Here is a 25,339-nt window from a genome sequence, read left to right as displayed (position 1 = left end):
TAAACGACCGTTTGTAAAAAGATGCAAGGATGCTCTCTGTGTGTCGCGTTTGTTTCCCGATTTCAATTGAAGCGGTTAGGTGAAACCTGAGCGATCAGGTTGCAGCTTGGCATTTCAGCAAAAACTCGTCGGAAGGGCAGGGGGCTTACAGGCCCGCGGCCTTGGTGAGGTTGACCCGGAACCGGTCGCGGCGTCGCTGGTATCGGCGGGTCATCTCTGCGCTGGCATGACCGAGCTGCTTTTGAACATAGCGCTCATCAACTTCCGCGCTGCTGGCAAGGCCTGCACGCAGGGAATGGCCCGAGAACAGCCGCACGCGCTCGGCTTCAGGCAGATCAGGGCGTAGCCCGGCCTCGCGGGCGCAGGACTTGATCAGCCGGGCGACATGTTTGTCCGACAACCGCTCGCCCGTAGCTTTCAGGCCGTTGCGGGACGTGGCGACGAAGATTGGGCCGAAGTCGATCTTCGCGTAATGCAGCCACTGTGTCAGGGCATGCACCGGGCAGGTCTGTTCGGACGAGCCGCGGGCAATTTCGACCTCTCGCCAGCCGGTCTTGCCGCGCAGGGTGATGAGGACGCCTTCCTCCAGCACCTCGACCCATCCGCCGCTGTCGGGCGTGTCATCCTTGCCGTGATCAAGGGAGACGATCTCGGAACGGCGCAGGCCACCGGCAAAGCCGATCAGCAGGATCGCCCGGTCGCGCAACCCGCGCAGATCGTGGGGCAGGGTGGCCAGCATGTCGCGCAAGTCCTCCGGCAGGATGGCCTCCTTCTGCACCGGAGGGCGGGCGTGCCTGCGGCGGATGCCGGCGAGGACAGTGGCGATGTGCCGGTCCTTGCGGTCGAGGCGCTCACCGCGCTGCGCATAGCCCCAGGCCAGGCCGGAAAGGCGGCGCTCGATCGAGGAAACCGAAAGGACAGGGGACCTGCCGCCCGGCGCTGCCAGATCGGCGATGTAGAGGCCGATCAACTGGGGCGACGAGGGGAGAGGGTCCGCGCCGCGCATCCGGCACCAGCGGGCGAAATGGGCCCAGTCCTTGGCATAGGCCTTCAGCGTATTCTCCGACGCTGCCTGACGCGCATAGTCCCGCGCGGTTTCGACCAGGCGGTCGAGAGTGCCCGAGCCAGCGACATGGGAAGGCAGGGCGATCGTGTCGCGCACCATATCCGCGCTGTCGTTCCCTTCAGGCCGATCGGGACGTTCCGGGGGTTCTGAAGGCGATTTCTCGGGTGTTTCGGTCATGCTTCGTAGCATATCTTCTTTGTGTCCGATAATGCAATCTTATTGGACATAAAAGGTTTCCCATGGCAGGGCGCTTAAGATCGACATATCCGGCAATAAGCGCCGTGCCAGACTAGGCTACTTGCATGAGAAATATCCCCACCCTTCATGACGCTGGCCCGGATAATCTGCACCAGATGCCATCGTGGGTGACGGCAGCGCGGGCTGAAACCGTTGAAGACGCGGCATTTCGGTCTGGTGCCGCGCTGACATATGTGGGGTTGGCGGTGCGCAATGACGCTGTGCCGCAAGCCTTGTGGCGCGCGCGGCTGGCACTGGCAGCGGCCACGGCTTGCTTAGCACTATCGGGGCGGCGCGACTCGGCGGCAGACCTGCGCGATGCACTGCATCTGACACGATCCGGCGACGATCCGGGCCCGGCGGGGCGGGTCTTGCGGCAATGGACGCAGGCTGTGGCGCGGCCAATCTCGGTCGCGGGGCTTGGCCGCGCGCTCGAGGGTGTTACGCCTGCGCGGATCGCCCTCTGCCTTGATGCCACCGGGCCAACGCCGGTGGACCGAGCGGCGCAGGGGATCGAAACCGTGCTGGAAGGCACCCCCCGCGCCGAGACGGCGGCCCTGATCCTGGCCGATGCCGTGCTGTCGAAGGCACTGGGGCAGGATCATGTCCCGCCGCTTCTGTCGCTGGCCCTGAAGACGCGGGATCAAACACCTTATGTGTCTCGGCCCTGCTATAGATACCCCGTCACCGCTCCCGGCCAGGACCGGCGACGGGGTTGGATACAGCGCTGAACATCTTGTGGCCTGACCACGTTTTCTAGCAGGCTGATCCCGCCTCTCCTCACCGTCTCGAACAGTTGACGGCGGCCCGTTTTCCGGGACCGCGAACCATAAGGAAGAGAGAGTGACATGATAACAGCAACGACTGTGGTCGGGATAGATGTGTCCCGTGACTGGCTGGATGGGCTTTGCCTTCCCAGCGAGAAGCGGTTCCGACTGGCGAACTCGGCAGAGGGCCACGAACTGCTGGTCGCGGCGATCCGGGAGATGCCTGGCCCGGTCAAGATCGGGTTTGAGGCGACCGGCGGCCAGGAATGGGTGCTCTGGGCGACGCTTGTTGCGGCGGGGATCGATGCAAGCCAGTTGCCCCCGGCACAGATCAAGGCCTTTGCCCTTTCCCGGGGCACGCGGGCGAAGACAGACCGGATCGATGCCGAGATGATTGCCCGGTTCATGCAGTTCCGACCAGATGCCGGTCGAGGGCTGCCAAGCGAGAATCTGCGTATTCTCAGGAGTTTGACTACGCGCAGGGCGCAGATTGTGGACATGCGGAAGCGGCTTTCGGCGCAGATCGCGGCGCGCAGGAAGCAAGACGTCCCGGCCGACGTCGAGGGCATGGATGCGGACCTCCGGGCCATGCTGGACGCCCAGATCAGTGAGCTTGAGCGACGGATCGAAAGCGTCATTGCGCAGGAGGAAACTTCGGCAGCAAAAGCGCGGCTTCTGCGGTCTATCCCCGGGATTGGTCCGGTCTCCGCGGCCATGCTGATTGCAGAAATGCCGGAACTCGGCCGGATGACATCTGGCGAGGCCGCGGCCATGACCGGTCTTGCACCTGTCCCACACGACAGTGGAACGATGCGAGGCAGACGGGCAATCGCAGGAGGACGGCGAGCACTGCGACATGTCCTGTTCCAAGCCGCACTTGCCGCCGCTTGTCACAATCCGGTTCTCAAACCGGTCGCGCAGCACCTCAAAATGCGGGGCAAGCCGCACAAGCTCGTCATTGTCGCCATCGCTCGCAGGCTGGTCACGATCGCAAACGCAATCCTCAAAACGGGTGTCCCATGGCGACAAAACCCGGTCGCGTAAACACAGTTGCTAGGCGCTCCCATTTACTCACAGTACTTCATGCGTTAATTAGCACGCTCATCCTCCAAAATCATTCTTGCAGCTTTTTCTGCGATCATGATTGTTGGGGAATTGGTATTGCCACTTGTAATGACAGGCATCACCGACGCATCCGCTATCCGCAGGCGTCCCAAGGCCCGCATGCGCAGTCGAGGGTCAACCACGGAGGATTGATCCGCGCCCATTCTGCAGGTGCCGACAGGGTGAAAAATCGTAGTGCCTATCTCGCTCGCGGCGCGTTCCAGATCATCTCGGGTTTGCGCGGCGCGGCCGGGCCGGTATTCCTGTGGCTGGTAGCGTGCGAAAGCAGGTTGTGCCGCAATCTCGCGGGTCATCCGTATGGCACGCACGGCAACATCTCGGTCGCCTTCGGTTGACAGATAGTTCGGACGGATCGCAGGTGCCGCGCGAAAATCGGCGTTTTTGACATGAACCGAGCCCCGGCTTTCCGGGCGCAGATTGCAGACACTTGCCGTGATCGCGGGGAAGGGGTGCACCCGATCACCGAATTTGTCCAAACTGACGGGTTGTACATGCCATTCCAGATCAGCGCTGGCCTTTTCCGGCCCCGAGCGGCTGAAAATGCCCAACTGACTGGGCGCCATGGACATGGGCCCCGATCGCCTGAAAAGATATTCCAGCCCGATTGCAGCCTTGCCGAAAACGCTTGAAGCTTTTTCGTTCAGCGTGGGCACGCCATGCACCTTGTAGACAAGACGCAACTGCAAGTGGTCTTGCAAATTCTCGCCAATCCCCGCGACATCCAGTTGAGGGGTTATTCCCGCCGCATAGAGCACATCGCCGCGCCCGACACCTGAAAGTTCCAACAGTTGGGGTGAACCGATGGCCCCTGCACAAAGCACGGTTTCGCGCATGGCACGGGCATCCTTGCGTTGGTCTTGATGGTGGAAGGTGACGCCACGAACCTCACCCTCCTCGATGATCAGCCGTTCGGCCAGCGCGCCTGTAAGGATGCGCAAGTTGGGCCGCATTTTCACAGGGCCCAGAAAAGCCTTTGCGGTGTTCCATCTAATGCCGCGCTTTTGGTTGACCTCAAAATACCCGACGCCTTCATTGTCGCCCCGGTTGAAGTCGTCATTTCGGGAGATTCCTGCCTGAAGCGCCGCGTCGCGAAACGCATCCAGCACATCCCAGTGCAGCCGGGCCTTTTCAACCCGCCACTCGCCGCCTGTGCCATGCATCTCATTGGATCCAAGGTGATAATCCTCTTGTGCACGAAACAAGGGCAGCACGTCCTCCCATCCCCAGCCGGTGCACCCCATCTGGCGCCAGTTGTCGTAATCTTGCGATTGGCCGCGCATGTAGATCATGCCGTTGATCGACGAGCAGCCACCCAGCACCCTGCCGCGCGGATAGAGCAGCGAGCGTCCATTCAGCCCCGGTTCAGCCTCAGTGTTGAAACACCAGTCAGTGCGCGGATTGCCAATGCAGTAAAGATAGCCGACGGGAATATGTATCCAATGGTAGGTGTCGCGGCCCCCAGCCTCTAGCAGCAGAACACGGGTTTTGGGATTGGCAGACAAGCGGTTTGCCAGCACACAGCCTGCACTGCCCGCGCCAACCACGATATAATCATAGCTTTCCATTACGGCCCCTTTTGTTCCGCCCGATGCGTCGCCGTGTTCATAATTGTGCGTGAAACCGCAGGACATTCGCTATCTCGGCAGAGTGGGGCAAATAAAGCGGGCATGCAATCGGAGGCGGCGGATTGATTTCCGACATTACGTGAACGATTATGAACAATATGACACGGTTCAATTGGGATGATATGCAGTTTTTCCTCGCTCTGGCGCGCGATGGGCAGCTGACGGGTGCCGCGCGCCAACTCGGGTCGTCGCATGTGACAGTGGCGCGTCGCATTGAGCGTCTGGAAACATCACTGCGCCAGCGTCTGTTTGAGCGGAGTGCTCGTGGATACGAGCTGACCGCCAGCGGTCGGCGTCTGGTTGCCGCGGCCGAGCGTATGGACGAGGCATCCGAAGGCGTAAGCGCCGGGCAGGTCGCGGGTTCCGGCCTTGCGGGCAGCTTTCGGATTGCGGTGCCCGAAGGATTTTCCAGCTTTTTTGCCGATCAGATGTTGGCGGGCTTTCTGGATCGCTTCCCCGCAATCTCGCTTGAACTGATCACCATGACCCAAGTTTTGTCCCTGTCGCGCCGTGAAGCCGACCTGACTGTGACACTCGATCCCGTTGCAAAGGGTGCTTACCGGTCCGAGCATCTGGCAGATTACAATCTGCGCATTTACGGCGCGCGCGACTACCTTGTCGCGCATCAACCGATCAAAAGCCGCGACGATCTTCGGCATCATCGGTTCTTTGGGTATGTAGAGGAGACGCTTTTTACGCCAAGTCTGGATTATCTGGCCGAGATCCACAGCGCATTGCGCCCGACCTTCAAAAGCTCCAGTATTTTCAATCAACTTGCGGCGACGCGGCAAAAGCTGGGGCTGTGTGTCTTGCCCTGTTACATGGCGCAAGACATGGCCGATCTTTTGCCTGTATTGGGCGACGAAGTGTGTCTACGACGCAGCTACTGGCTGACCTGCCACGCCGACACGCGACAGATGCGCCGCGAACGTGCCATCATGGCCTTTATGACGGATGAAATCACGCACCACTCCTCTAGGCTGTTGTTGCGCTCTGGCGTGCAATGACGCCGGTAGATGCTATCGCGCCGAGGCCGTGCTTATGATTTCTTCGGCCACTGCTTCGATCGACAGGCGGCGGCTCATTGCCTGGGCACGCAGATCACGGTGCGCTTGATCCTCATCGATTCCACGCGCGGCCATCAGAATGGTCTTTGCCCGACTGACGACCTGTTCACCGTTGACCTTGCGTTTGTAGCGCCGCGCGTCACGGGCCAAGTTCTGGGTCTGGCACCAAATATTGCGTGCAATAGCAAGGTTGGTCAAAAGACCAAAGGGCTTTATCGGCCGGCCGATCACTGCCATGGCGCCGCTCTCAAGCACCAGTTGCAGCGTTGCGAGGTTTTCATAGCTGACGATGGCCAGAATGGTCGGGGTAGGGTTGCCCATGTTGCGAAACAGCCGTCGCAGCGCGTCCCGCTGGTCGTCCACGATGGCAACAAGCAAAATGTCGGTATGGCGCGGCAGCTTGTCAGGTACGGGCCATAACAGCTGCGGCGCACAGCCGATCCGGCGCAAATGCTCGGTCAAAGCAAGGCCTTCGTCATCCAGCGGATGCAAGACAACGACCGACAGGTTCCGCAAATCCTTGAGAAAGGCGTATGTCATTGCAAACCCCTGAAACGTGACTCGGTGAAATTGAAATCCGAAGGCTGACGTTCATCGTCGATGCTGGAAATGCTGACAAGATAAGGGTCGGGTGCCACGCGTTGGGCGGGCTGGCCGACAATCTCATAGGGGCCTTGTTCGCAGATCCGGGCGACACGCGGCCAAAGGTGGGTATGATTGGTCAATCGGTCCACTCGAACCGCGCCCTGCGGCGCATCGACTTCAACCTCATAAAGCGCGGGCAGCAGGCGTTCGATCCCATCATCACCTGCCAGCGCAAGTGCTGCGGCATACAGGTGAACCGAGAAATAGGCCGCCTCGGCAGGGGCTGTTGCCGCGACCGGCCCGCCTGCGGCAAGGCGAAAGGCCCGCGCGAACGCCAAAGCCGCCGGAGTTCTGAGCGTGTCGAAAAAGGTAGCCGCGATCACATGACCGTCTGCCACGCCGGGGGGCATGCGCGCCACGTCTACTTCACTGGTTGACTGGCTTGCGATGGGCAGGCGGCGTGGATCGAACCCAGCTGCATGAAATGCGGTATAGAATGGCACGATCCCGTCGCCCACCACAGTTGAATAGATCATGTCTGGCTGATGTTGGCGGATACGGTCGATGATCATGGCGATGTGGTCGGGCTGCAAATCCAGCGGTACATAGACCTCATCCACCACGACACCGCCCTTTGCGCGGAGCAAGTCCGACACAATGCGGTTGGATTCGTGGGGATAGACATAATCTGACCCGACAACAAAAAGCCGGTTTCCAAAGGTTGAATGCAGATAATCCACCAGCGGCACAGAGTTTTGATTGGGGGCAGCGCCGCAATAGACGCAGTGGCGCGAATATTCGAAACCCTCGTAAAGCGTTGGATAAAACAATAGCGCGTTGTGTGCCTCTATTTCGGGTAGCATTGCTTTGCGGGTGCTGGACATATGTCCACCGAATATGACCTGAATACGCTCATCGCGGCACAGATCCTGGGCGTGCTGGCGGTAGAGTGCCGGGGTGGATTGCGGGTCGCGAAACACGGCCACAAGCTTGCGCCCCAGCACCCCGCCCATTGCGTTGATTTCTGCGATTGCAAGTTGGGTGGCCGCAAGCTGGTTGCGCTCGATTGCCCCTGTCACGCCGCTTTGCGACATGATGACCCCGATCCTCCATGGTGCCTCAGACATCAATCCATCCGTCATAGAGGGCCAGATCAGCCCCGTTAAAGCAGAAAGCTCCCTCCCGATTCTAATCGGGGGAGAGCTGCCCTGCTCAATCATGCAAGTATCAAGACCTAAGCGGACCACAGTGTCAAATAACGTCCACAGCGTTATTGAGATTTGCACCCAAGGCACAGGTTTCGTCTTGACGGCGGGCGGCGGGATTGTGCATCTTGTTCGCGTTCGTCCCCTCGACTGGCGACCGCCTTGCGGCCGTTTTAAAAGGCCACGAACGTTGCGCGGCAAAGAAGCCCGTTTGTAGGAAAGGGATAGATCCTATCCCTGCTGACAGTGAGGTCAGTCGTTTCAGTCGCAATAAGCAGCCAAGACCACTGGGCCTGGCAGGCTGTATCTTGCGCGAAAATCACCCTTGGTTTCCGGAGCCGGTTCCGGATGTTACGTGCGCCTCGCGTGCGCAGAAAGGATTTGGCATGGCCAACACAACCCTCCCAAAAGACGTAAAAGGCGCAGATCTTTCGGATCTTGGCGGTCTGACGATCGCCAAGATACGAACTGCCTTTGCGGATGGCACCTTTACGGCAGAAGATCTTGCCCTTGCATCCATCGCGCAGATCAAAGCCCTTAACGGCAAGTATAACGCCATTATTTTTGAATGTGCCGACGCGGTCACGACCGCACGCGAAGTCGACCGTCGGCGTGCGGCGGGCGAGAAACTTGGCCCTCTGGCTGGGATCCCGGTTGTTATCAAGGATACGGTTGACATGGTTGGCTATCCATCAACAGCTGGGTGGGGATTGCTGTATTCCGGCGCAGGCGGGGTTGATCTGATGCCAGCCCGCGATGCACCGGTGGCCGCGCGGATGAAGGCTGCGGATGCGGTGATTCTGGGCAAGACCAATGTGCCGATCCTGAGCTGGACGGGAACACATGCCAACGACAGCTGGGCAGGGCCCACGATCAATGTGGCCATCGAAGATCGCGCTCCGGGTGGCTCAAGCGCCGGTACGTCAAGTGCCGTCGCGTCCCATATGTGCCTGGTTGGACTGGCCGAGGAAACGGGCGGTTCCATCCAGAATCCTGCGTCGGCGCAAGGGTTGGTGGGCATCAAGGCAACGATTGGCATGGTGCCCAATGCGGGGGTGGTGCCGTTGTCAGGCAATCGCGATATGGTTGGCCCGATTGCACGCACAGTCGAAGACGCCGCAATCTGTCTTGATGCGATTGCGGGCTTTACCACGGAAGACCCGAAAACTCTGGCATCTGTCGGTCATATTCCGCCGGGTGGCTTTGCGGCAAATCTTTCGCGCGATGGGCTGCAAGGCAAGCGTATCGGTCTTTATGGACCGGGCTGGCGTAAAAACACACTGTCGGATGAAACATCTGCTTTGTATGAGCGCGCCAAAAAGGAATTGCTCGCGGCCGGGGCAATCTTGGTCGAAGACCCGTTTGCCGACACGGACTTCAACACATATCGACAAATCACACTTGGCACCCCGTTTTTCGATGGTCGTGGGTTAGAGTCGATGCCCTATGACATGACTTGCTATCTGCGCCGACTTGGCCCGGATGCCGCGTTGAAAACATGGGCCGAATTTGTCGAGGCCACGAAATCCGAAAACCCTTTCGCCAAAGGCGCGATACTCGGTTACATGCACGAGCTACCCGATTTTGTCGAGGCGCTGAAATCGCCCGAAACGCCGCCCGCCCTTCCGGCGTTCACCGCGTTGAAAGAAACTTATCTGCGTCTGATAGATCAAGTTTTCGCGCAGCACAATTTGGATGCGCTGGCCTACCCGCAAATGATTTGCGAATTGCCCGGTCTCCATTCGGGTGATGCTATTCTGGAAACTACGGTGGGCGAACTGAACATTGCAGGGATTCCCGGCATCACCGTCCCTGCGGGCTACTACGCCTCGGGTGCGCCGTTTGAGTTGATCTTCCTTGCCCGCCAATGGGACGATGCGGCCATCATCAACATGGCCTATGCCTATGAGCAAAGCACGCTTCACCGCAAAGCGGCTATTTGATGAAAAAAGCCCGCCCCCACAAACCTGTTTTGGCAGATTTGGGGCGCGGACCGCTCGGGGATTTTAGAATACCTGACACCGCGAGCAAAAACTTGCGGTGTCAGGTTTGGCCTTACAGTTGCACGCCTTTGGTCAGGGCACCGTCGATCAGCAGGTTGGTCCCCGAGGTAAAGCTGGACGCGGGGCTCGCCAGAAAGACCGCGCCGCGCGCGATTTCTTCGGGTTTTGCCATACGTCCTGTCGGATTGAGGGCCAAAGCCTCGGCGAAAAGCGCGGGATTGCCGGTTTCAATTCCCTGCCAGATGCCGCCATCAAAATAGGTGTTGCCGGGTGACACACTGTTGGCGCGAATGCCCTTTGCCGCCAGTTTCCACGCAAGGCCTTTTGTGTAATGAACCAATGCTGCCTTGAAGGCGCCATAGGCCGGGCCGGTGAAATCCACCTCACGGCCAGACACCGATGAGATCAGGGTAATGGACGGCGCCTTGCTTTTCTCAAGCCACGGCATGGCGGTGTTCACCAACCGCACCGAATGCATAATGTCAGTGTCGAAACCAGCCTTCCATGCGTCTTCGTCATCTGACACGGCAAGTGCCGAGACATTGCCGATAACGATGTCAATTCCGCCCAAGGCCTCGGCACTGCTGCGCACCCAAGTCTCTAACGCGCCCTTGTCGGATACGTCGACCGGTGTTCCGAACGCGATTGCGCCTGATGCCTTCAGGCTGGAAACGGCTCTTTCCACATCAGGTGCAGTGCGCGCGCAAAGAGATACCGCCGCGCCTTCTGCTGCAAGTATTTCGGCGCAACGCAGGCCAATGCCTTTGCTGCCTCCAGTTACAAGGGCACGAAGCCCTCCAAGACCCAGATCCATTCGACAGTCCCCTGCGAGTTATTTGAGATACTTTTTCTCGATCGACGCACCGAGACTGTATTTTGGATCGACCATATTCCCCAGACGCACCTTTCCGCACATCGTCAGCAGCATGTAGGCGTCGGCTTCCGACTGTCCAGTTTCGGCCGCAACCCAGCGTACCAGTTCGCGGTATGCGATACGGGCGGCGTCTTCCATAGGCCGTGCCGACCCGATGAACATTATCTTGTCTTCGGTTTCCAGTTGCGGCCACGAATTTCCATGACCCTTGATCAGATCAATGTGAATTTCAACCGTTGCCGGGATTTCGAGGGCCACACCACACAGCTCTCCGTCGCCCTGAATGGCATGGCAGTCACCCAAGTACAGGTAGCCGCCGTCGGTATTAACCGGCAGGTAGATGATCGACCCCGGTGCGACATCCGGCACATCCATGTTGCCACCATAGTAATCTGGCTGCAAAGACGAGATCGCCTCGATCTGCGGTGAGGTTCCGATGGTTCCGATAAAAGGCTCATATGGCAGTGTCAGTGTGTCAGACCAGTAGACGCCGTTTTCATCTACCCTGACCTTTTTGACCTTTTCTGGCAAAGGCGCATTCAGCATGGCGGTATCGCCTGTGGCTACCAGCCCACCAAACTCGGACAACAGACAGGTGGTGCCAACTGGCTGTGGACCACGCGGCTTGATCGAGATGATCCGAACAGCCAAGGCGTCGCCTTTTTTTGCGCCTTTGACGTAAATTGGCCCAGTCTGCGGATTTAAAAAGGGGAAGTTCAGCAAAGCCGATGGATTGTCGACCACTTCTGTAATCGCGCCTTCGAACGCATCATGCGTCTCAACCGTAACCACGGCGCCCGGTTCCACTTCAAGGACCGGATCGGCATAGGGGCCGTAAACATAGTGAAACTTACCCTGATCTTCGATGGTGATCGTGTGACGTGCGCCCTCGACGCCTTTTGCGACACCTTTGCGGGCCATGATGGATGTGCTGAGCCATGACATGATGATGAGTCCTTCCCGTTTCTTTTGGTCAATTCTTGTATTTGTTCAGATGGTGAGATGCTTGCGCACCTCTTGGCGAGACCGGATCTCGTCAAAGCCAAGATCAGCCACGATGCGGCCTTTTTCCATCACATGCCCGCGATCAGCCAGCGAAACAATCAGATCGAGGTTCTGTTCGACAAGCAAAACCGCCACCCCGGTTTCCTGATTGAGGGTGCGCACATTCCGGGCAATATCCTTGATGATCGAGGGCTGAATTCCTTCGGACGGTTCATCCAGCAGCATCAGCCGCGGATTGCCGATCATCGCGCGTGCGATGGCAAGTTGCTGTTGTTGCCCGCCCGACATGGTACCCGCCCTTTGGCGGCTGCGGTCTTTGAGGATCGGGAAAAATCTATAGACCATGTCATAGTCCGGTTTCGCGCGGCCCTGTCCGGCAACTTCGCCGACCAGCAGGTTTTCCCGCACGGTCAGTTCGGGAAAGACTTCGCGGCCTTGGGGGATATAGCCGACCCCGCCACGTGCACGCGCATCGGCGCTTTGTGATGTCATGTCCCGGCCATTGAACAGGATCCTACCGTCACTTGGCTTCAAAAGCCCCGTCAAGGTGCGCATAAGTGTGCTTTTGCCAACACCGTTGCGGCCGATGACGGCTACGATTTCGCCGGGGGCAATGGTCAGATCGACGCCCTGCAAAACGGTTTCCCCACCGTAGCCACCACGCAGACCGGTCACTTTCAGAAGCGGATCAGACATCGGCAGCCCCCAGATAGATTTCTTGTACGCCCGGGTGGTCGACGATTTCAGCAATCGTACCTTCGGCAAAAATTGATCCAAAATGCAGCACAGTGACCCGTTTCGATATTTGTTCGACAAAAGCCATATCATGCTCGACCGCCAGAATGGTAATGCCGCGCGCATTCAATTCGTGCAGCATATCCCCGGTCTTGCGTGTTTCGTCGGGCGACATCCCGGCGGTTGGTTCGTCCAGTAGCAACAGTTTCGGCTCTACTCCGACGGCCATGGCGATTTCGAGCCATTGCTGCTGGCCATGTGAAAGAATGCCTGCTGGGGTCATGGCTTCTTTCGTCAAACCGGTGAACGCCAGCATCTCCTTAATCGTAGTGTCAAGGCTTTGGCTTTTAAGGTGATCTTGAAATGCGACCTCAAGGTTCTGGCGCACGGACAATGCCTTGAAAATGCCCGGAACCTGAAACTTGACCGATATGCCACGCCGAATACGTTCGAATGACCGAAGCTTTGTGATGTCTTTCCCGTCAAAGGTAACGGTGCCGGAATCCGGGGCATGCTCTCCCAAAAGAAGGCGGAAAAAACTGGATTTGCCCGCGCCATTTGGCCCGATCAGACAGTGCATCGCGCCCGCCGACAGCGAAAAATCCAGCCCGTTCGCTACGACCACGCCTCCAAAAGCCTTGCGCAGGCCCTGAACCTTCAGGATCTCAGTCATGGCTTGCTCCTTTGAAAAATGCGACCGATCATCTTCATGGCCGCGACAATCAGCCCTTCGGGTGCGGCAAGAACGGTGACCAAAAGCAGCGCCCCCATGACAACCAGCGCATATTGGCTGCCGTAGATTGTCAGCAATTGAAAGCCCGCCAGAACGACCAAGGTCCCGATAAGCGTCGCGGTGATGTCGCGTCTGCCCCCAACTGCTACCCAGACGATAGGCAGTGCCGCCGATGTCAGCCCCATGCTTGAAGGCGTGATATACTGTCCCCATGCGGTATACAGCACCCCCGAAAGGGCCGCAAAGCCGCCACCGATAGCAAATGCCAGCATTTGATACAGGCGAACGTCATACCCAAGCATCCCGACCCGATGCGGATTCTCACGGATGGCGACCAAAACATTGCCAAATCGCGAGTTCAGTGTGATCCGCAGTCCGAGGTAGCATATGACCACAAGGCCAAGCACAACATAGAACAACGCAGGACCTGGATAAAGCTCCAGCCCCCCGCCCGGCCAAGGGAGCGTCAAGGGTGGCATGCCGGACATACCGTTGAAACCATTCAATCGCGCATCACCGATACGCCAATGCGGTGCTGCGGTTTGCGCCATGAATGTCTCAAGGACCAGCGTGACGGACAGGGTAACGATGCCAATAAAGACGCCCTGGATGCGCCCGTAAAACATGAAATATCCGATCACGAGCGCAAACAGCGCCCCTATCCCTACTGAAGCAACAAGGGCCACTAGGGTAAAGCCGTATGCAGCCCCGAAGTTCAGGGTCAGAACACCATAAGCATAGCCTGCAACGCCGAAGAAGGCGGTCTGACCGAAGCTGAGCGCACCGGCATAGCCCCAGACAACCCCCAGACCCATGGCCATGAAAGTCCAGATCAGGAAGTAGGCCGTGTTTCCGACTGTCCATGAGTCCGCCAAAAGCGGGTAGGCCGCTGCGACCGCCACTGCGGCAATAAACGCAGCCCAGAAAGCCGGTCCCCGGCCCATGGTTTGTGGCCCTTCAAGCCGCGACAGAAATCGCGTCAGCGTACTGCGCGGCCCGGGTGTGTTTGGGGTAAGATCCGTCGGCGTCATCGATTGGTTCCCTTGAGCCAGCCCGAAAGACCTCCGGGAAGAATACGAATGACGAGAATGACCGTAACAAGCAGTCCGATCTGGCCGAACAGTTGCCCGTACCAAGCTGTCAGTGCGGTTTTGATCAGCGCAAGGATCGCGGCTGCAGGTGCCGCGCCCACAAAGATATCGGCGCCGCCGACGACCACTGTGACAAAGCTTTCGACGATAAAGGTCGCGCCCATTGTCGGAACCATCGTCATGGTCGGAGCGTATAGACCACCCGCTAGACCTGCCAATGCCGCGCCCAGTCCAAAGGTGAGGCTGTACATTCGGCTTGTGTTGACTCCCAGTGCCTTTGCCATATTGGGTTTCTGAATGGTGGCTCTGGCAATGACGCCAAAGCGGCTATGATAAAACAGCACATACAGCCCCCCCAACAGTAGCGTGGCTGTGGCCATAAGGACTAGGCGGTACAGCGAAAAGGATTGTTCCCCCACCGTAATGCTGCCCAAGGGCGTGCCCACACCCTGCATGGTTGAACCCAGAACTATCAGAACGCCTTGTGTTGCGATAAGGCTGATTCCCCAAGTCGCGATGATCGAATCTAGGGGACGGTGGTACAAATGTCGGATAACCAGACGCTCGATGATTATTCCGATTACTCCAGCGACAATCGCACCGGTCAGAATGGCCAGCGGCAAGGGCATGCCGACGCGAACGGAGCTGGCGGTCACATAGGCTCCACACATGATGAATTCACCATGGGCAAGATTGATGACGCCCATCATTCCAAAGATCACCGCCAGCCCGGCACATGAAATCACCAGAAAGGCAAAAGTGTCTCCGAACTGATAGAGCATGGCAAATATACTCTGAAACAGCGCCATTGCGATCGTCTCCTAAAGTCGAAATGAGTATCAGAGGTCGGGCGAACCCTTTGGTTCGCCCGACCGGTTTTTCAGTGTAGGTTCAGTTTTTCGGAGGAGGCGACGAAGGCGTGTACTGCGCGCTCGGGTCGTTCTTTGTCAGGTCGCACCCTGCATCACCCAGCCAGTAGGGCTGAATGTTTTCCCAAACCTTTGGAAAGGTAATGGAATGGTCTTCGCCAACCTGTGCCAGATAGATGGTGTGCGACATGTGCTGGCTTTTCGGGTCAAGGCAGGTCTTTCCTGACGGCCCGTCAAAGCACACGTCGCCTTTGGCGATTTCAGCGCGCAGCGCTTCACGGTCGGTGCTGCCTGCGCGTTCAACCATTTGCTTGTAAAGATACACCGCGATGTACGAGTTTGCGGCTTCCTGATTGATGTACGGCTCGTCGGGGAACATGGCACGGAAACGTGCGACGAAGTCTTTGGAGGCGGGTGTGTCCACCTCTTCGATATAGTTCGTGGTCACAAACATGTTCGCAAGGCTGGGCGGGGTAAAACGCTTGTGCTCATACGCCTGACCCACGTTGATCGACGAACCCATCGGCAAGCCGACGTTTGCAGAATTTGCCTGTTCATAATACGATGCCTGAGCTGCACCGACCAGAAGCGTCACAACGAAATCCGGCTTGGCCGCCTGGATGTTCTGAATGGTCTGACCGAACTGCGACACACCAAGCGGAATGAATTCTTCACCCACCATCGTGCCGCCATTTTCCTTTACGATATTGCGGACCCATTCGGCGGAAATCTGGCCGAAGTTGTAGTCAGCGGCGAGAGTGTAGACGTTCTTGCCGTATTTCTCCATCATCCATGGCAGCAAGGTTGAGAACTGCTGTTCAGGGACTGCACCCGTGACGATCATGTTGGCGTCACAGACACCACCTTCGTACTGGTTGTTATAGAAGGCAAGACCATCAAACTGATTGACGATCGGGCGATACGCTTCGCGGGCGGCTGAAGAAAAACCAGAGAAAACAACGTCCACCTTGTCTGATTGCAAGGCGCGGCGCATGAATTCCTGTGTGCGGCGGTTGTCGGACTGGGTATCATACGTCACCAGTTCGATCTGCCGCCCGCCGATTCCGCCAGCATCGTTGATCTCTTTTGTGGCCAGCTCGATGGCATGCACCTTCACGATGGTTGCGGCAGCAAAGTCGCCGGATTGATCTTCCAGAACGCCGATCTTGATCGGGCCATCCTGGGCGAATGCGGGGGCGTTGACGAAAAGCGCCAACGCGGCACTCGCCAGCAAAGCCTTTAGTGTCCGGTTGCGTGTCATTTTTTCTGTCTCCTCTGTTGATTATCGGCCCAGATGTTCGGGCTCACCGGGTTTTTCAGGCCCAAACGGATTGGGTCTATCGCGCGCAGTTTTTCCGGCCCCGCATCGGGAGCAATGCTGAGAACAAGGCGCGCCATGTCCTCGATCGGAATTCGACGCTCCATCGCTTCGCGACGAAGGCGTTCGTAAGCCTCATCTTCGGTCAGGCCATGGCCCATAAGCGATAGAACCGCTTGAATGACCGTACGCCGCCCTGCGAGCCGTCGACGAAGCGATTGTGTTTCCTGCTCAAGTCTTGATCTGTGGTTGTGCTCGTTCACTGCCAAGAAAACGGCCAGAAATACCCCCGAACTGCGCAATGGTTTGAGAATATGACTGGCGGCACGGTAGCGCACCACGCGGGCCAGACGGCTTGGGGCTTCGCTCCCGACCAGAGCTACAAGTGGTAGCGCTATCCCCTCAAGCGACGGTTCCGCACCGTCATCCGCATCAAAAAAGACAAGATCATGGTTCACTGACGTTTCGCGCGGGCAAGGTGCCATTTCGGACATCTCAACCGTCAGACCCAGTTTGACCAGCGCGCTTTCCAGCCCCTCGCGCGCCGTGTTTGGGCCCATCACCAACAAGGCACGCAGCCCGCGGAAATTCTTGTGAATAATCCTGCTCATTTCACAAGTCGCAGTTTGGCGCCGCGCACGTCAAGGCTGTCATTGCTCCAGGTCAGGTAGGGATCGGGCCGTACAGCAACGGGACTTTCCTGGATGATATCGAATGTCCCGTCTGCGCGGGATCGGCCTATCCGGGGCCGCATCCAGCAGTGCAGATTTTCTTCGTCAACCTTTATTCTGCCCTGAGGCGCATCGAACGTCAGGCCGCGCACCGCGTCGCGGACGTCGTTAAAGCTGGCACTACCAGCGCGTTCTGCCGCTTTGGCCAGAAGATGGACGGCCGCATAGGCATTTTCAGCATCTGCCGAGGCATGAGTCTCGCCACCAAACTGCGCCTTCCACCGAGCTATGAAACGATCATTCTCTGCAGAATTTACGGTGGAAAAATAGACCGAAGAAGACAGATGGCCTTCAATCGCATCTCCGATCAGCGGCAACTCGGCTTCGGACAGGCTACAACTCGCTGTCGGAATCTCTTCAGACTGTTCGATCCCCGCTGCCTTGCAGGCGTTTCGCAGCAGATTAAGAAACACAAACCCTGACTGCCCTATCAGCGTTGTAAAGACGAAGTCAGGTCGATCCGCGATGATTTGAGCGACAATAGCTTCAAAGTCTGTTTCACCAATGGTGAAATAGCGTTCACCCAGGACCGTCCCTTGCGATGCCGTCAGCGCCTCGCGCAGGATGCGGTTGTTTTCCCACGCCCAGATATAATTGGATCCGACCATCCAGCCACGCAAACCAAACTCGGTCAGCAAATGCTGTGTCAGAGGCACGATATGCTGGTTTGGTGCAGCGCCGACATACACCACGTTTTCAGATGTTTCGAACCCTTCGTAATGCGACGGGTACCAAAGAAGTGCGTCCGCTTTTTCGAAAAGCGGCAGCACTTCCTTACGACTTGAGGATGTGTAGCACCCCATAACATGGCTGATCCGATGTTCATGAATCAACTTGCGTGCACCCTCCACATAGCCAGAGATCTGGCCAGCCGGGTCGATGGCGACGGGGTTTATGCTGACCTTTCTTGTCGGGTCTGCATTGATTTCATCAATTGCAAGAAGCGCACCAGCAAGCATGGCACGACTTACCGCACCATACGATCCGCTGTGTGAGATCAAGAGACCCGTTGGGACTTCAAGTCGTTGCATCAGGGTTACCAAAAAAAAAGCCTCTGGCAGTGATACTGCAGAGGCCACATTGCCAGGTCGCATGAGAGCGATATTTTCAGTACAATCCGCAGCGATCTCAGCGTTGAGCTCATTGCTGCTACCATTAGCCTACAAACCGAATGAACGATTCGGCAAGCCCCCAATAGCGACGATGGAAGAATGACCTATCCGATATGGGGACCGTTCAATTATCTGGGGTCACGCCGCGCGCTGGAAGAGAGGCACTGATACAAAGTGAGAAATGACAGGTAGCTTCGACTGTGTCGGGGACTGGTAGGCGAGGCGTTCTTTGAGGTTGCCGTTGGCAATTGCAACGCTAACCTAAAGGAGCAGGTTTGCGCCCTTTTCAGTCCAGCGCATCTGCTGTTTTTTGACCATTCGCCTGGCGACAAGGTTGTTGACGCTCGCTTCGGCTGACGTCGAGGCGATACGCTTTCCGGCACGGTACCTCTCACCATAATTGGCAATCGAGCTGCGATTTTGCTCGATGTAGGTTGTCAGGTTCATCAGGCCCTGTCGGAACAGGTGGCAGATGGTGCTGCCAAGGGCCTCCAGTTTAGACAGGCGGAGGAGATGATTGATCAAATCAAGAGCCCGATCTGTCTGGCCATTCCACAGTAGCCATCGGACTGATTCGACTGTTTCAGCAAGGTTGTCGGGCGCATCTGGAGGTGGTCGCCGCGACACGCTGGCCGCAATCTGTTCAATCGGGCGCAGCTTCATGGCGATATGAAACCAGTCGAGGATATGCGTTGCTGGCTGTGGCAACGCGGTCTTCAAACGCTTCAAGCATTCCGCACCGTCCGAGATTACAGTGATCTCACCTTTGCCCTGATACCCCAGATATGTGAGCGCATGCAGCGCTTCTGCGCGCATTCTAGTTCGTGATGTCCCTGGAAACACGAACAGAGTTCCGCCTTTGCTTCCCACGCCGCCCCGGCTCGCATGGCAAATGACGGCTTCGAAACTGCGGGTTTCACGCCCTCTAACCTTCGGAATATGTGCAGTATCGATGCTGAGAACGAACTCCCGCTCAAGATCACCTGGAAGTAGCAGTTCGCCTTGGCGTCGTTCCCGAGTGTCCGACTTTTCATGGAACATACGCAGCTTTTCTTTTTCTTCCAAACGCCTCCCGACTGCCAAGGTGCGATGCCGAAGGGTCGTAAAGCTCTTCGGAGACTGCTCTGGCAGAAATTCAGCCAGAACATCCGCCGCCGTTCGGTAGGGCATCATAGCGCCCAACTTAGCGTTCAGCGCCATCAGTTCGGGCGTTGCCCGATCTGGGCAGAGCTCAGAAACAGGGGTGATTGTGAAGTCGACGCCGGGGATGCAGTGTCTGCATGGGTACAGCCGAGGGCTTGGCACGGTGACAGCGCCGTAGACCGTCTGTATCGTTCTGGTCGAGTAATCCTTGATCGGCCGGGTTCCGCCGCATCCCTGGCAATGACGTCGAAACAGAATATAGAGGGAGCTCTGCTGCTGGACGAGGTGCCGTTGAAGTGATGCCAGAATCGCTTTGCCGTCATCAATCGACAGGCCAACGCTACCGTCGGCCAGATCCTCGAAGTTCTTCTCGATTTCAAATTCGCAACGTTGTCCGCGAGTGATCTCATCGGACCGCGCGACACCGACCGAACACTGGGTGAGCGAGCATGAGCGGCGCTACTACAGTGGTAAGGTTGTCCGAGTTCGTGGACACAAGCGGGGCATTGTTGCGGACAAGACTTTGCCAATCAGAGTGGTTGGCCCGAAGTTAGAGCTCTGATCAGGAATGATTTTGCGCTGTGATTTCGGCCGTGTTGGCGTAACAGGCCCGAGCGTGCATATTTGATCGTTTGATGGGACAAAAGGCGTACAAACTATGCGCCTGAACGCTGCAGGTACATGACGACGTTTTCGGCGGGGAACTTGAAGCCTCGGCCATCGGAGACGCGTTCTGCGCTGATCGGATATTTTGGCCTGTTTGGATTGATGGCGACGATGCGGAAGAGTTCATCCTTCGATCGGAAGGTGCGGCCATGATCCTCGGGCTCCAAGCCAAAATGAGGCGCGAGCACCTCGAACAGGGCCTTCTCTGGTGAGTAGATCTCGCCGCTCTCTTGCGGGATTCCGACGCGGAAGCTGATCTCGAAGCTATGGCGCAGATCGATATCCGAGAGATCCCCGCCTTCGACCGTCAGCCCGTGGGTTTCTGCCACGGCGAGGCAGGCCTTCATCATGTCCCGGCGCAGCCGGTCGCAAAGCTCTGGGGTCAGGTTGCGTGGTGGTGGGACCTTGGCCCCTGTTTGCACAGGCACTTTGGGCGCGGAAGGCTGTCGCTTGCGTGGGGGCTTTTTCATGCAGTCCGCCCCTCAATGATATCATTGCCCGTCAGCATTTCAGCCTTTGCTTTATAGACAGTACCGCGCGAGATCCCCATTTCGCGGGCAATTTCCGTTGGAGAGAGGCCTGCACCAAGCTTGGCCTGAATGGTGGCCATGTCGATCTTGGGTGGGCGACCGCGATAGACCCCTTTGCGTTTCGCGGCCTTGATCCCTTCAGCCTGCCGCTCGCGGCGGAGATTGGTTTCAAATTCCGCAAAGACGCCAAGCATGTCAAAGAACGCTTTGCCCGTCGCCGTGGAGGTGTCCACGGGCTGCTCGGTGGCCGCCAGATGCGCGCCCTTTTCTTTCAGCCGCGCAACGATGGTCTGAAGATCCTGCATTGAGCGGGCAAGCCGGTCGATCCGCGTCACCACCAGGGTTTCGCCAGGATGAATAAAGTCGAGGATGGTTTTCAATTCAGGGCGGCCTTCAAGCGTCGCGCCACTGCGCTGTTCCTGGCGCACCATCCCACATCCTGCGGCTGTCAGCGCCTCAATTTGGGCATCGAGGTTCTGATCGACGGTCGATGTTCGGGCATAGCCGATTTTGGGGCTCGATCTGTTCATTTTGGGTGTGCCTTTGAGATGATGTGTTCATTATCTCGAAACATACCCAAAGTGAACATAAAATGGGTGCTTTCGCTGTTCATGCCTTGCGTTATTTTGGGTATACTCATAGTAACGCTCAAGCCGCGATACGCTCGTAATCGATCCGGGTCTCCAAATCGATATCGTAGCGGCCATAGGGTGTGATGTGCGCATAGATCAACGGCGTCAGGCCGCGATAGTCCTCTGGAGACAGTCGATCCTGCCAATTCGGGTCCGACAGGACCGATTGGACCATGCGCGTGTTCACATAAACCATCGATGCCTGGACCAGTTGCAGCGCCAGGGCGGAGATTTCTTGATCGGCGATCCGGTTCGAGGCAATCTCGCCGCCCTTGCCGAAGAAGACGAAGCCGTTCGCACTGTTCCAGTTCTCGACAACGTTCAGGCCTTCGTGGATTTCCCGGCGAAGGGCTTCTGATCGCAGATAGCGGCACAGGAAGATCGTCTTGATGGCACGACCCAGTTCAGCCAGTGCCTTGTAGGTCGGGTGCATCACGTCGGTCCGGGCAAACCGGCGCAGGATCGCTTCGGGGTCGGCGGTGCCGTGCTGCATGGCGGCGGCGTATTTGACCATCTCGTCGTATTGCCGCTCGATCTCGGCCCAATCGACTACGTTCGACAAGATCGGCGCCAGATGCGGCAAGTGCGTCCGCATGCCCGCGGCGGGAAGGACCAGCTTTTGGCGGGCAATCGCCTTCAGGCGCGGCGCCAATTCGAACCCGAGCAGATGGCAGAAGGCAAAACCGACAGCAGTCTGACCATGGCTATCGACGTACTGGCGCTGGATTTCCATGTCGGTGCAGTGCCGGAGCACCCCCTCGATCATCGCCGCCACCTCCGAGGACGAACACCTCTTGAGCTGCGAATAGATACAGGTCGCCTGACGCTCGACATGCCAGTAGATCATCACCCCGCGCCCACCGTAGCGCGCGTGCCATTCAGTCATCAGGTTACGGTCCCAGGCACCGAACTTGGTGGAATCCGAACCGCAAGCCGTGCCCGCCGCGCCCCAGATCGCGGGATTGCGGACCCTCAGTGTCGCATCAGCCACGCGCGCCGCAGCGGCACGCAGCGCGTTTGGGTCGATATAGCGGCGGTGGATGTGGAGCAGTTCGTCATAACTAATGTCACCGACACCGGCGGCGACGCGTTTGATCCCGGCATTGGTCCCCGCAGCATAGAGCGCCAGCAGTAACCGCCGGTCCCGGTCTGCGTGGGCCAAGGCTTCGCGGCTGGCGGACGTCTCGAAGCAATCCAGAAACCCCGTGTCCAATGCCGTTTCCTTCAGGACATCGAGCAGGCCGGTCATCGGCCAGACGCGTTCGACCTCGCGCTTGAGAGCTCCCAGCCCCGGTGGTTCCGGCACCGGGGCAAAGGGCGTTACTCTGATCCGGTTTTCCCCGAATGTTCGCAACCGGACCTGTTCGTTTTCCGGCAGGGTTCGGTTCAGAAGGTGGAGTTCGCGCGTCAGCTCATCGCGCACCTGCGAGACAAACGCTCCGGCATCCTGGGTGAGGCCAAGGCCCTGATAATATATGTGTCTTTGCGCCTCGAAATCGGTCGGCAAGTCATTGTCCGGGTTGCGGTAGCGGTCAGCGCCATCGACCCAGATTTCCTTCGCGCGCACCCTCTCACGTAACTGTGCCAATACGCAGAGCTCGAAGGTAATCACGTTCAGACGGCCGGATGCATCGATGACGGCCTCGCGCCATTTGGCGGGAATGGAACCCTGAGGAGCCAGATCGACAGGCACGACCCGTCGTCCATCCTGTTGCCACCGCTCGATCAAATCGAGTGCATCCAGGATCGGGCGCCAGCTTGCGTTGTTCGATCGAAACTGCAGCGCGGCAAGAAGCTTTGGTACCATCCGACGGTAGTGGCTTGCGTAGGAGCCGCGCATCGCCGTTTGAATTCGCCGGTCCAGCGTGCCCTTGGCGCCGTCTTCTTCAATCACGGCCTTCAGCTTGGCCACGCTCGCGACAGGATAAATGACCTCAAGCACCCGGCCCTCGGGTTCATCCACCGCTGCAATAGCCATATCGACCAGCAGGCGCTCCTTGCCATGGACCCGCTCGATATCCCGCGCAATCGCCCCCACTACCCGGCGGCGCGACCGTGTCTGCATCCGGTGGATGATCTCAAGCAGCAGGTCGATCAGCGCGTCGATCATTTCGCCACGGCGATGCATGAGATTGAGCGCAAAGAGACCCAGCCGACGCGTGTCGCCATGGCGGCGCATCTCGGCCGCGGTCTCACCATCGACGCGGCGGGACAGTCGCTGGACCAGGGCGGGGTCGACATCTTCCATGATCTGGAATGGTAAATCGAGCGCATTCACGAATGCCAATCGCATTGTCGCCGCCAGGATGTTTTCCAAAGTGGCGGCACCCGCATCCGCTTTCAAACTCAGAAACCCCGTTGCGCATTTGGGGCCGGCCAGGCTGGCCTCCAGTTTCCGGCAGGCCTCACCGGACAAGCTGTCTGCAATCCTCTTGAGCAGGTGTTCAACGGCATCATGCCGAGCACCGCGGACAAGCCGCTCCATGATCTTGTCCGACGGAACGAAGAACCCCTGCGCGCGGCTTTTGCGATACCCAAGTTCGACCTGATCCTCAATCTTCCCGAAGGATCCCCGAAACACGAAAGCCAGTTCATTCCGCAACGCTTGCCGATCTCGATCAGCGGCACGTCGAATATCCAAATACCTCAAGATTGCTGCCCGGTGCCTGCGCGCCGTCACATGACCGCACTCGAAATCCCGCGCTTCCGGCGCGGCGATCCCCAGCTGCGCGGCAAGGTAACGCAAGACATCGGCCTGGACATCGCCCGACCGAGACGGAAATCGCGCCCGCGCTCGGAAGAAGCTCAGCTGAAACGCAAACCAGACCCGGCCGGAACGATTGATCCCCTCGATCAATCCGATGTCATCAAAGGATAGGCTCCAAACCTCGACAAAAGACCGTTCCAACCCGTCATCCCCCAAACAACGCCAGAAACAGCCTCCCGTCTTCAAGCTGTCCGGTCAACAGACAGTTCGTTCATGTTATATTCTCTAAAATGTCCATATATGCACGCTCGGGCCTGTTGGGCCTCAATGGCATGTCGCGCGGGCTGCGGCGGCTGTGTCGTGATCGGCAGGATGAAGACCACTGTCTCGCCATCCTGCTTGGCGACAGTCACGGCGATGCAAACGGGGCGCTTCTTTCGGCCCTCGGTTTCGCCGGACAATTCCTCCCGCTTCCAGAGGAACGGGTAGCGGAAGACCTCTCCGGCTGTGGGCTTATTCGGCATCCTGGTTCATGTCCCGCTCGAGCCCTTCGATCATCAGTGCCTTGAGGTCGTCTGGCATTTCATCCAGCATGTGAACCTGCTGGGTCGCACCTTTGGCGAGCTGTTGGTAATGATCCATGCTCATCAGCACGAATTTCGGCTTGCGATGCTTGGTGATGGCGACCGGAGAGCGGATCGCCGCATCGAAAAGCTCGCTGGTGTGCCGCGTCAGGTCTGCGGCCTTGAACTCGGGTAGGTGTTGCATACCGGAACCTCCATTTGAACAGAATATACAGATATTCTGGATATTCTGCAAGCGCGATCATACGGCCCCGTTCTATCTGAACCGTCGCCCTTCCTCTGTGAAAGTATAGCCATTGGCGATCAGCGTTTCATCCACGGCCTCGTCCGATGTCAGATATTCGTATTCCTGCTCAAGCTGGCGGTACAGCCAATTGGCGAGGTCGCGCAGGGCATCGGTGACGATGGACTCGGCATCGCCAACGATCTCGACCGCAGCCACACTGTGCCGGGACACAGAGACCGCCATGGTGAAGGCATGGTAGTAATTGCCGCGATGTGAAACCTCGGCGCGCAGCTGGTAGAAATTCTGCCGCTGCGCCGCCTGCAAGGTCTCCGCGATCCGGTGCAGGGTCTTGTCCTTCGGCGCATAGGCGCGAAGTTCGGCAGCGGCGTATTTCCGGTAGGAATAGAAGCCCTCCCAAGCCGCGCCATCGCCCTGCGACCAGAAGCCGCTGAACCAGACAGAGGGATCCTGCAGCGTGCGGCCACCGATAAGGCGAGTGGTCCGGGTCTTCAGGCGGATGCCGAGGATTTCCGCGATGCGCTGGAAATCCTCGTAGACGGCGTCATACCAGTCATGGTCGAAACCGCCCTCGCGATACCAGGCGCGGGCACTGTCCTTGGCGCCCTCGGGAAGTTCATCGATCCGATAGACGGTCGTTGCGATCAATTGGGGCATGAGCGTGTCCCTGTCTTGTATGGCCCCG

At 58.1% G+C, this 25,339-nt stretch carries 23 protein-coding genes; 4 read left to right on the top strand and 19 right to left on the bottom strand.

All coding sequences use genetic code 11. The features are described from left to right. Positions 1-145: 145 nt before the first annotated feature. The gene (locus Q7J44_RS19885; protein ID WP_370693042.1) at positions 146-1,243 is read right to left on the bottom strand and encodes a tyrosine-type recombinase/integrase; all 1,098 of its coding nucleotides are present in this window, start codon (positions 1,241-1,243) and stop codon (positions 146-148) included. 125 nt (positions 1,244-1,368) lie between these two features. Here Q7J44_RS19885 and Q7J44_RS19880 point away from each other — a divergent pair, with 125 nt between their 5' ends. Beyond that, a complete protein-coding gene (locus Q7J44_RS19880) occupies positions 1,369-2,034 on the top strand; it encodes a DUF1403 family protein (protein WP_304882860.1) in 666 nt (221 codons plus the stop codon). A gap of 117 nt (positions 2,035-2,151) precedes the next feature. Further along, positions 2,152-3,114: an IS110 family transposase gene (locus tag Q7J44_RS19875; protein WP_304882859.1), complete on the top strand. Its 963-nt coding sequence runs from the start codon at positions 2,152-2,154 to the stop codon at positions 3,112-3,114. 44 nt (positions 3,115-3,158) lie between these two features. Here Q7J44_RS19875 and Q7J44_RS19870 read toward each other — a convergent pair whose 3' ends face one another. Then, positions 3,159-4,760, bottom strand: a complete 1,602-nt coding sequence (locus Q7J44_RS19870; protein WP_304882858.1) for a GMC family oxidoreductase — start codon at positions 4,758-4,760, stop codon at positions 3,159-3,161. 158 nt (positions 4,761-4,918) lie between these two features. Between Q7J44_RS19870 and Q7J44_RS19865 the strand changes: the two genes are divergently transcribed. Then, positions 4,919-5,827, top strand: a complete 909-nt coding sequence (locus tag Q7J44_RS19865; protein ID WP_304882857.1) for a LysR family transcriptional regulator — start codon at positions 4,919-4,921, stop codon at positions 5,825-5,827. Between the two features lie 12 nt (positions 5,828-5,839). On the opposite strand, the gene Q7J44_RS19860 is transcribed toward Q7J44_RS19865, so the two are convergent. Both Q7J44_RS19860 and Q7J44_RS19855 read right to left on the bottom strand, forming a co-directional pair. Further along, entirely contained in the window at positions 5,840-6,427 is a 588-nt protein-coding gene (locus Q7J44_RS19860; protein WP_304882856.1) for an ANTAR domain-containing response regulator, read from the bottom strand. Next, the gene (locus Q7J44_RS19855) at positions 6,424-7,767 is read right to left on the bottom strand and encodes a transporter substrate-binding domain-containing protein (RefSeq protein ID WP_304882855.1); all 1,344 of its coding nucleotides are present in this window, start codon (positions 7,765-7,767) and stop codon (positions 6,424-6,426) included. The genes Q7J44_RS19860 and Q7J44_RS19855 overlap by 4 nt, the downstream gene beginning before the upstream one ends. A 296-nt stretch (positions 7,768-8,063) precedes the next feature. Here Q7J44_RS19855 and Q7J44_RS19850 point away from each other — a divergent pair, with 296 nt between their 5' ends. Then, positions 8,064-9,620, top strand: coding sequence for an amidase (locus Q7J44_RS19850; RefSeq protein ID WP_304882854.1), 1,557 nt, complete (start codon positions 8,064-8,066; stop codon positions 9,618-9,620). Positions 9,621-9,732: 112 nt separating this feature from the next. Here the strand turns inward: Q7J44_RS19850 and Q7J44_RS19845 are convergent, their stop codons facing one another. The 15 genes from Q7J44_RS19845 to Q7J44_RS19775 all read right to left on the bottom strand — a co-directional run bounded on the left by Q7J44_RS19845 (position 9,733) and on the right by Q7J44_RS19775 (position 25,311). Continuing rightward, a complete protein-coding gene (locus Q7J44_RS19845; protein WP_304882853.1) occupies positions 9,733-10,494 on the bottom strand; it encodes an SDR family NAD(P)-dependent oxidoreductase in 762 nt (253 codons plus the stop codon). Positions 10,495-10,512: 18 nt separating this feature from the next. Continuing rightward, on the bottom strand, positions 10,513-11,499 hold the full coding sequence (locus Q7J44_RS19840; protein WP_304882852.1) for an acetamidase/formamidase family protein: 987 nt from the start codon (positions 11,497-11,499) through the stop codon (positions 10,513-10,515). A gap of 45 nt (positions 11,500-11,544) precedes the next feature. Then, positions 11,545-12,255, bottom strand: coding sequence for an ABC transporter ATP-binding protein (locus tag Q7J44_RS19835; protein ID WP_304882851.1), 711 nt, complete (start codon positions 12,253-12,255; stop codon positions 11,545-11,547). Continuing rightward, positions 12,248-12,967 (bottom strand): ABC transporter ATP-binding protein, encoded by a 720-nt coding sequence (locus Q7J44_RS19830; protein WP_304882850.1) that lies wholly within the window; start codon positions 12,965-12,967, stop codon positions 12,248-12,250. The genes Q7J44_RS19835 and Q7J44_RS19830 overlap by 8 nt, the downstream gene beginning before the upstream one ends. Then, a complete protein-coding gene (locus Q7J44_RS19825) occupies positions 12,964-14,058 on the bottom strand; it encodes an ABC transporter permease (protein WP_304882849.1) in 1,095 nt (364 codons plus the stop codon). The genes Q7J44_RS19830 and Q7J44_RS19825 overlap by 4 nt, the downstream gene beginning before the upstream one ends. Then, complete coding sequence (locus Q7J44_RS19820) at positions 14,055-14,927, bottom strand: branched-chain amino acid ABC transporter permease (protein WP_304882848.1); 873 nt, start codon at positions 14,925-14,927, stop codon at positions 14,055-14,057. The genes Q7J44_RS19825 and Q7J44_RS19820 overlap by 4 nt, the downstream gene beginning before the upstream one ends. Positions 14,928-15,009: 82 nt before the next feature. Beyond that, on the bottom strand, positions 15,010-16,248 hold the full coding sequence (locus Q7J44_RS19815; protein ID WP_304882847.1) for an urea ABC transporter substrate-binding protein: 1,239 nt from the start codon (positions 16,246-16,248) through the stop codon (positions 15,010-15,012). Further along, positions 16,245-16,916 (bottom strand): ANTAR domain-containing response regulator, encoded by a 672-nt coding sequence (locus tag Q7J44_RS19810; protein WP_304882846.1) that lies wholly within the window; start codon positions 16,914-16,916, stop codon positions 16,245-16,247. Before Q7J44_RS19810 ends, Q7J44_RS19815 begins: the two co-directional genes overlap by 4 nt. Continuing rightward, the gene (locus Q7J44_RS19805) at positions 16,913-18,067 is read right to left on the bottom strand and encodes a transporter substrate-binding domain-containing protein (RefSeq protein WP_304882845.1); all 1,155 of its coding nucleotides are present in this window, start codon (positions 18,065-18,067) and stop codon (positions 16,913-16,915) included. Before Q7J44_RS19805 ends, Q7J44_RS19810 begins: the two co-directional genes overlap by 4 nt. A 342-nt stretch (positions 18,068-18,409) precedes the next feature. Further along, positions 18,410-19,666, bottom strand: a complete 1,257-nt coding sequence (locus Q7J44_RS19800; protein WP_304882862.1) for an ISKra4 family transposase — start codon at positions 19,664-19,666, stop codon at positions 18,410-18,412. A 281-nt stretch (positions 19,667-19,947) separates the two neighbouring features. Continuing rightward, positions 19,948-20,427, bottom strand: a complete 480-nt coding sequence (locus Q7J44_RS19795; RefSeq protein ID WP_304882844.1) for a hypothetical protein — start codon at positions 20,425-20,427, stop codon at positions 19,948-19,950. Continuing rightward, positions 20,424-21,017 carry a recombinase family protein gene (locus Q7J44_RS19790; protein ID WP_304882843.1) on the bottom strand — a complete coding sequence of 198 codons (594 nt, stop codon included), beginning with the start codon at positions 21,015-21,017 and terminating at the stop codon, positions 20,424-20,426. The genes Q7J44_RS19795 and Q7J44_RS19790 overlap by 4 nt, the downstream gene beginning before the upstream one ends. A gap of 118 nt (positions 21,018-21,135) precedes the next feature. Beyond that, positions 21,136-23,976 (bottom strand): Tn3 family transposase, encoded by a 2,841-nt coding sequence (locus Q7J44_RS19785; protein WP_304882861.1) that lies wholly within the window; start codon positions 23,974-23,976, stop codon positions 21,136-21,138. A gap of 363 nt (positions 23,977-24,339) precedes the next feature. Beyond that, positions 24,340-24,594 (bottom strand): type II toxin-antitoxin system prevent-host-death family antitoxin, encoded by a 255-nt coding sequence (locus Q7J44_RS19780; RefSeq protein ID WP_304882842.1) that lies wholly within the window; start codon positions 24,592-24,594, stop codon positions 24,340-24,342. A gap of 72 nt (positions 24,595-24,666) precedes the next feature. Beyond that, the gene (locus Q7J44_RS19775) at positions 24,667-25,311 is read right to left on the bottom strand and encodes an antitoxin of toxin-antitoxin stability system (protein WP_304882841.1); all 645 of its coding nucleotides are present in this window, start codon (positions 25,309-25,311) and stop codon (positions 24,667-24,669) included. Positions 25,312-25,339 lie beyond the last annotated feature (28 nt).

This window comes from Pseudotabrizicola sp., from assembly GCF_030656345.1.
In the GTDB taxonomy this organism is placed as follows: Bacteria; Pseudomonadota; Alphaproteobacteria; order Rhodobacterales; family Rhodobacteraceae; genus Pseudotabrizicola.
Note: the sequence above shows the minus strand (reverse complement) of the source record. Positions and strands in the feature narration are given on the sequence as shown.

Excerpts from the sequence above, each read along its gene's own strand:
- Q7J44_RS19885 (WP_370693042.1), bottom strand. The coding sequence starts at position 1,243 with ATGACCGAAACACCCGAGAAATCGCCTTCAGAACCCCCGGAACGTCCC.
- Q7J44_RS19880 (WP_304882860.1), top strand. The coding sequence starts at position 1,369 with ATGAGAAATATCCCCACCCTTCATGACGCTGGCCCGGATAATCTGCAC.
- Q7J44_RS19875 (WP_304882859.1), top strand. The coding sequence starts at position 2,152 with ATGATAACAGCAACGACTGTGGTCGGGATAGATGTGTCCCGTGACTGG.
- Q7J44_RS19870 (WP_304882858.1), bottom strand. The coding sequence starts at position 4,760 with ATGGAAAGCTATGATTATATCGTGGTTGGCGCGGGCAGTGCAGGCTGT.
- Q7J44_RS19865 (WP_304882857.1), top strand. The coding sequence starts at position 4,919 with ATGACACGGTTCAATTGGGATGATATGCAGTTTTTCCTCGCTCTGGCG.
- Q7J44_RS19860 (WP_304882856.1), bottom strand. The coding sequence starts at position 6,427 with ATGACATACGCCTTTCTCAAGGATTTGCGGAACCTGTCGGTCGTTGTC.
- Q7J44_RS19850 (WP_304882854.1), top strand. The coding sequence starts at position 8,064 with ATGGCCAACACAACCCTCCCAAAAGACGTAAAAGGCGCAGATCTTTCG.
- Q7J44_RS19845 (WP_304882853.1), bottom strand. The coding sequence starts at position 10,494 with ATGGATCTGGGTCTTGGAGGGCTTCGTGCCCTTGTAACTGGAGGCAGC.
- Q7J44_RS19840 (WP_304882852.1), bottom strand. The coding sequence starts at position 11,499 with ATGTCATGGCTCAGCACATCCATCATGGCCCGCAAAGGTGTCGCAAAA.
- Q7J44_RS19835 (WP_304882851.1), bottom strand. The coding sequence starts at position 12,255 with ATGTCTGATCCGCTTCTGAAAGTGACCGGTCTGCGTGGTGGCTACGGT.
- Q7J44_RS19830 (WP_304882850.1), bottom strand. The coding sequence starts at position 12,967 with ATGACTGAGATCCTGAAGGTTCAGGGCCTGCGCAAGGCTTTTGGAGGC.
- Q7J44_RS19825 (WP_304882849.1), bottom strand. The coding sequence starts at position 14,058 with ATGACGCCGACGGATCTTACCCCAAACACACCCGGGCCGCGCAGTACG.
- Q7J44_RS19820 (WP_304882848.1), bottom strand. The coding sequence starts at position 14,927 with ATGGCGCTGTTTCAGAGTATATTTGCCATGCTCTATCAGTTCGGAGAC.
- Q7J44_RS19815 (WP_304882847.1), bottom strand. The coding sequence starts at position 16,248 with ATGACACGCAACCGGACACTAAAGGCTTTGCTGGCGAGTGCCGCGTTG.
- Q7J44_RS19810 (WP_304882846.1), bottom strand. The coding sequence starts at position 16,916 with ATGAGCAGGATTATTCACAAGAATTTCCGCGGGCTGCGTGCCTTGTTG.
- Q7J44_RS19805 (WP_304882845.1), bottom strand. The coding sequence starts at position 18,067 with ATGCAACGACTTGAAGTCCCAACGGGTCTCTTGATCTCACACAGCGGA.
- Q7J44_RS19795 (WP_304882844.1), bottom strand. The coding sequence starts at position 20,427 with ATGAAAAAGCCCCCACGCAAGCGACAGCCTTCCGCGCCCAAAGTGCCT.
- Q7J44_RS19790 (WP_304882843.1), bottom strand. The coding sequence starts at position 21,017 with ATGAACAGATCGAGCCCCAAAATCGGCTATGCCCGAACATCGACCGTC.
- Q7J44_RS19780 (WP_304882842.1), bottom strand. The coding sequence starts at position 24,594 with ATGCAACACCTACCCGAGTTCAAGGCCGCAGACCTGACGCGGCACACC.
- Q7J44_RS19775 (WP_304882841.1), bottom strand. The coding sequence starts at position 25,311 with ATGCCCCAATTGATCGCAACGACCGTCTATCGGATCGATGAACTTCCC.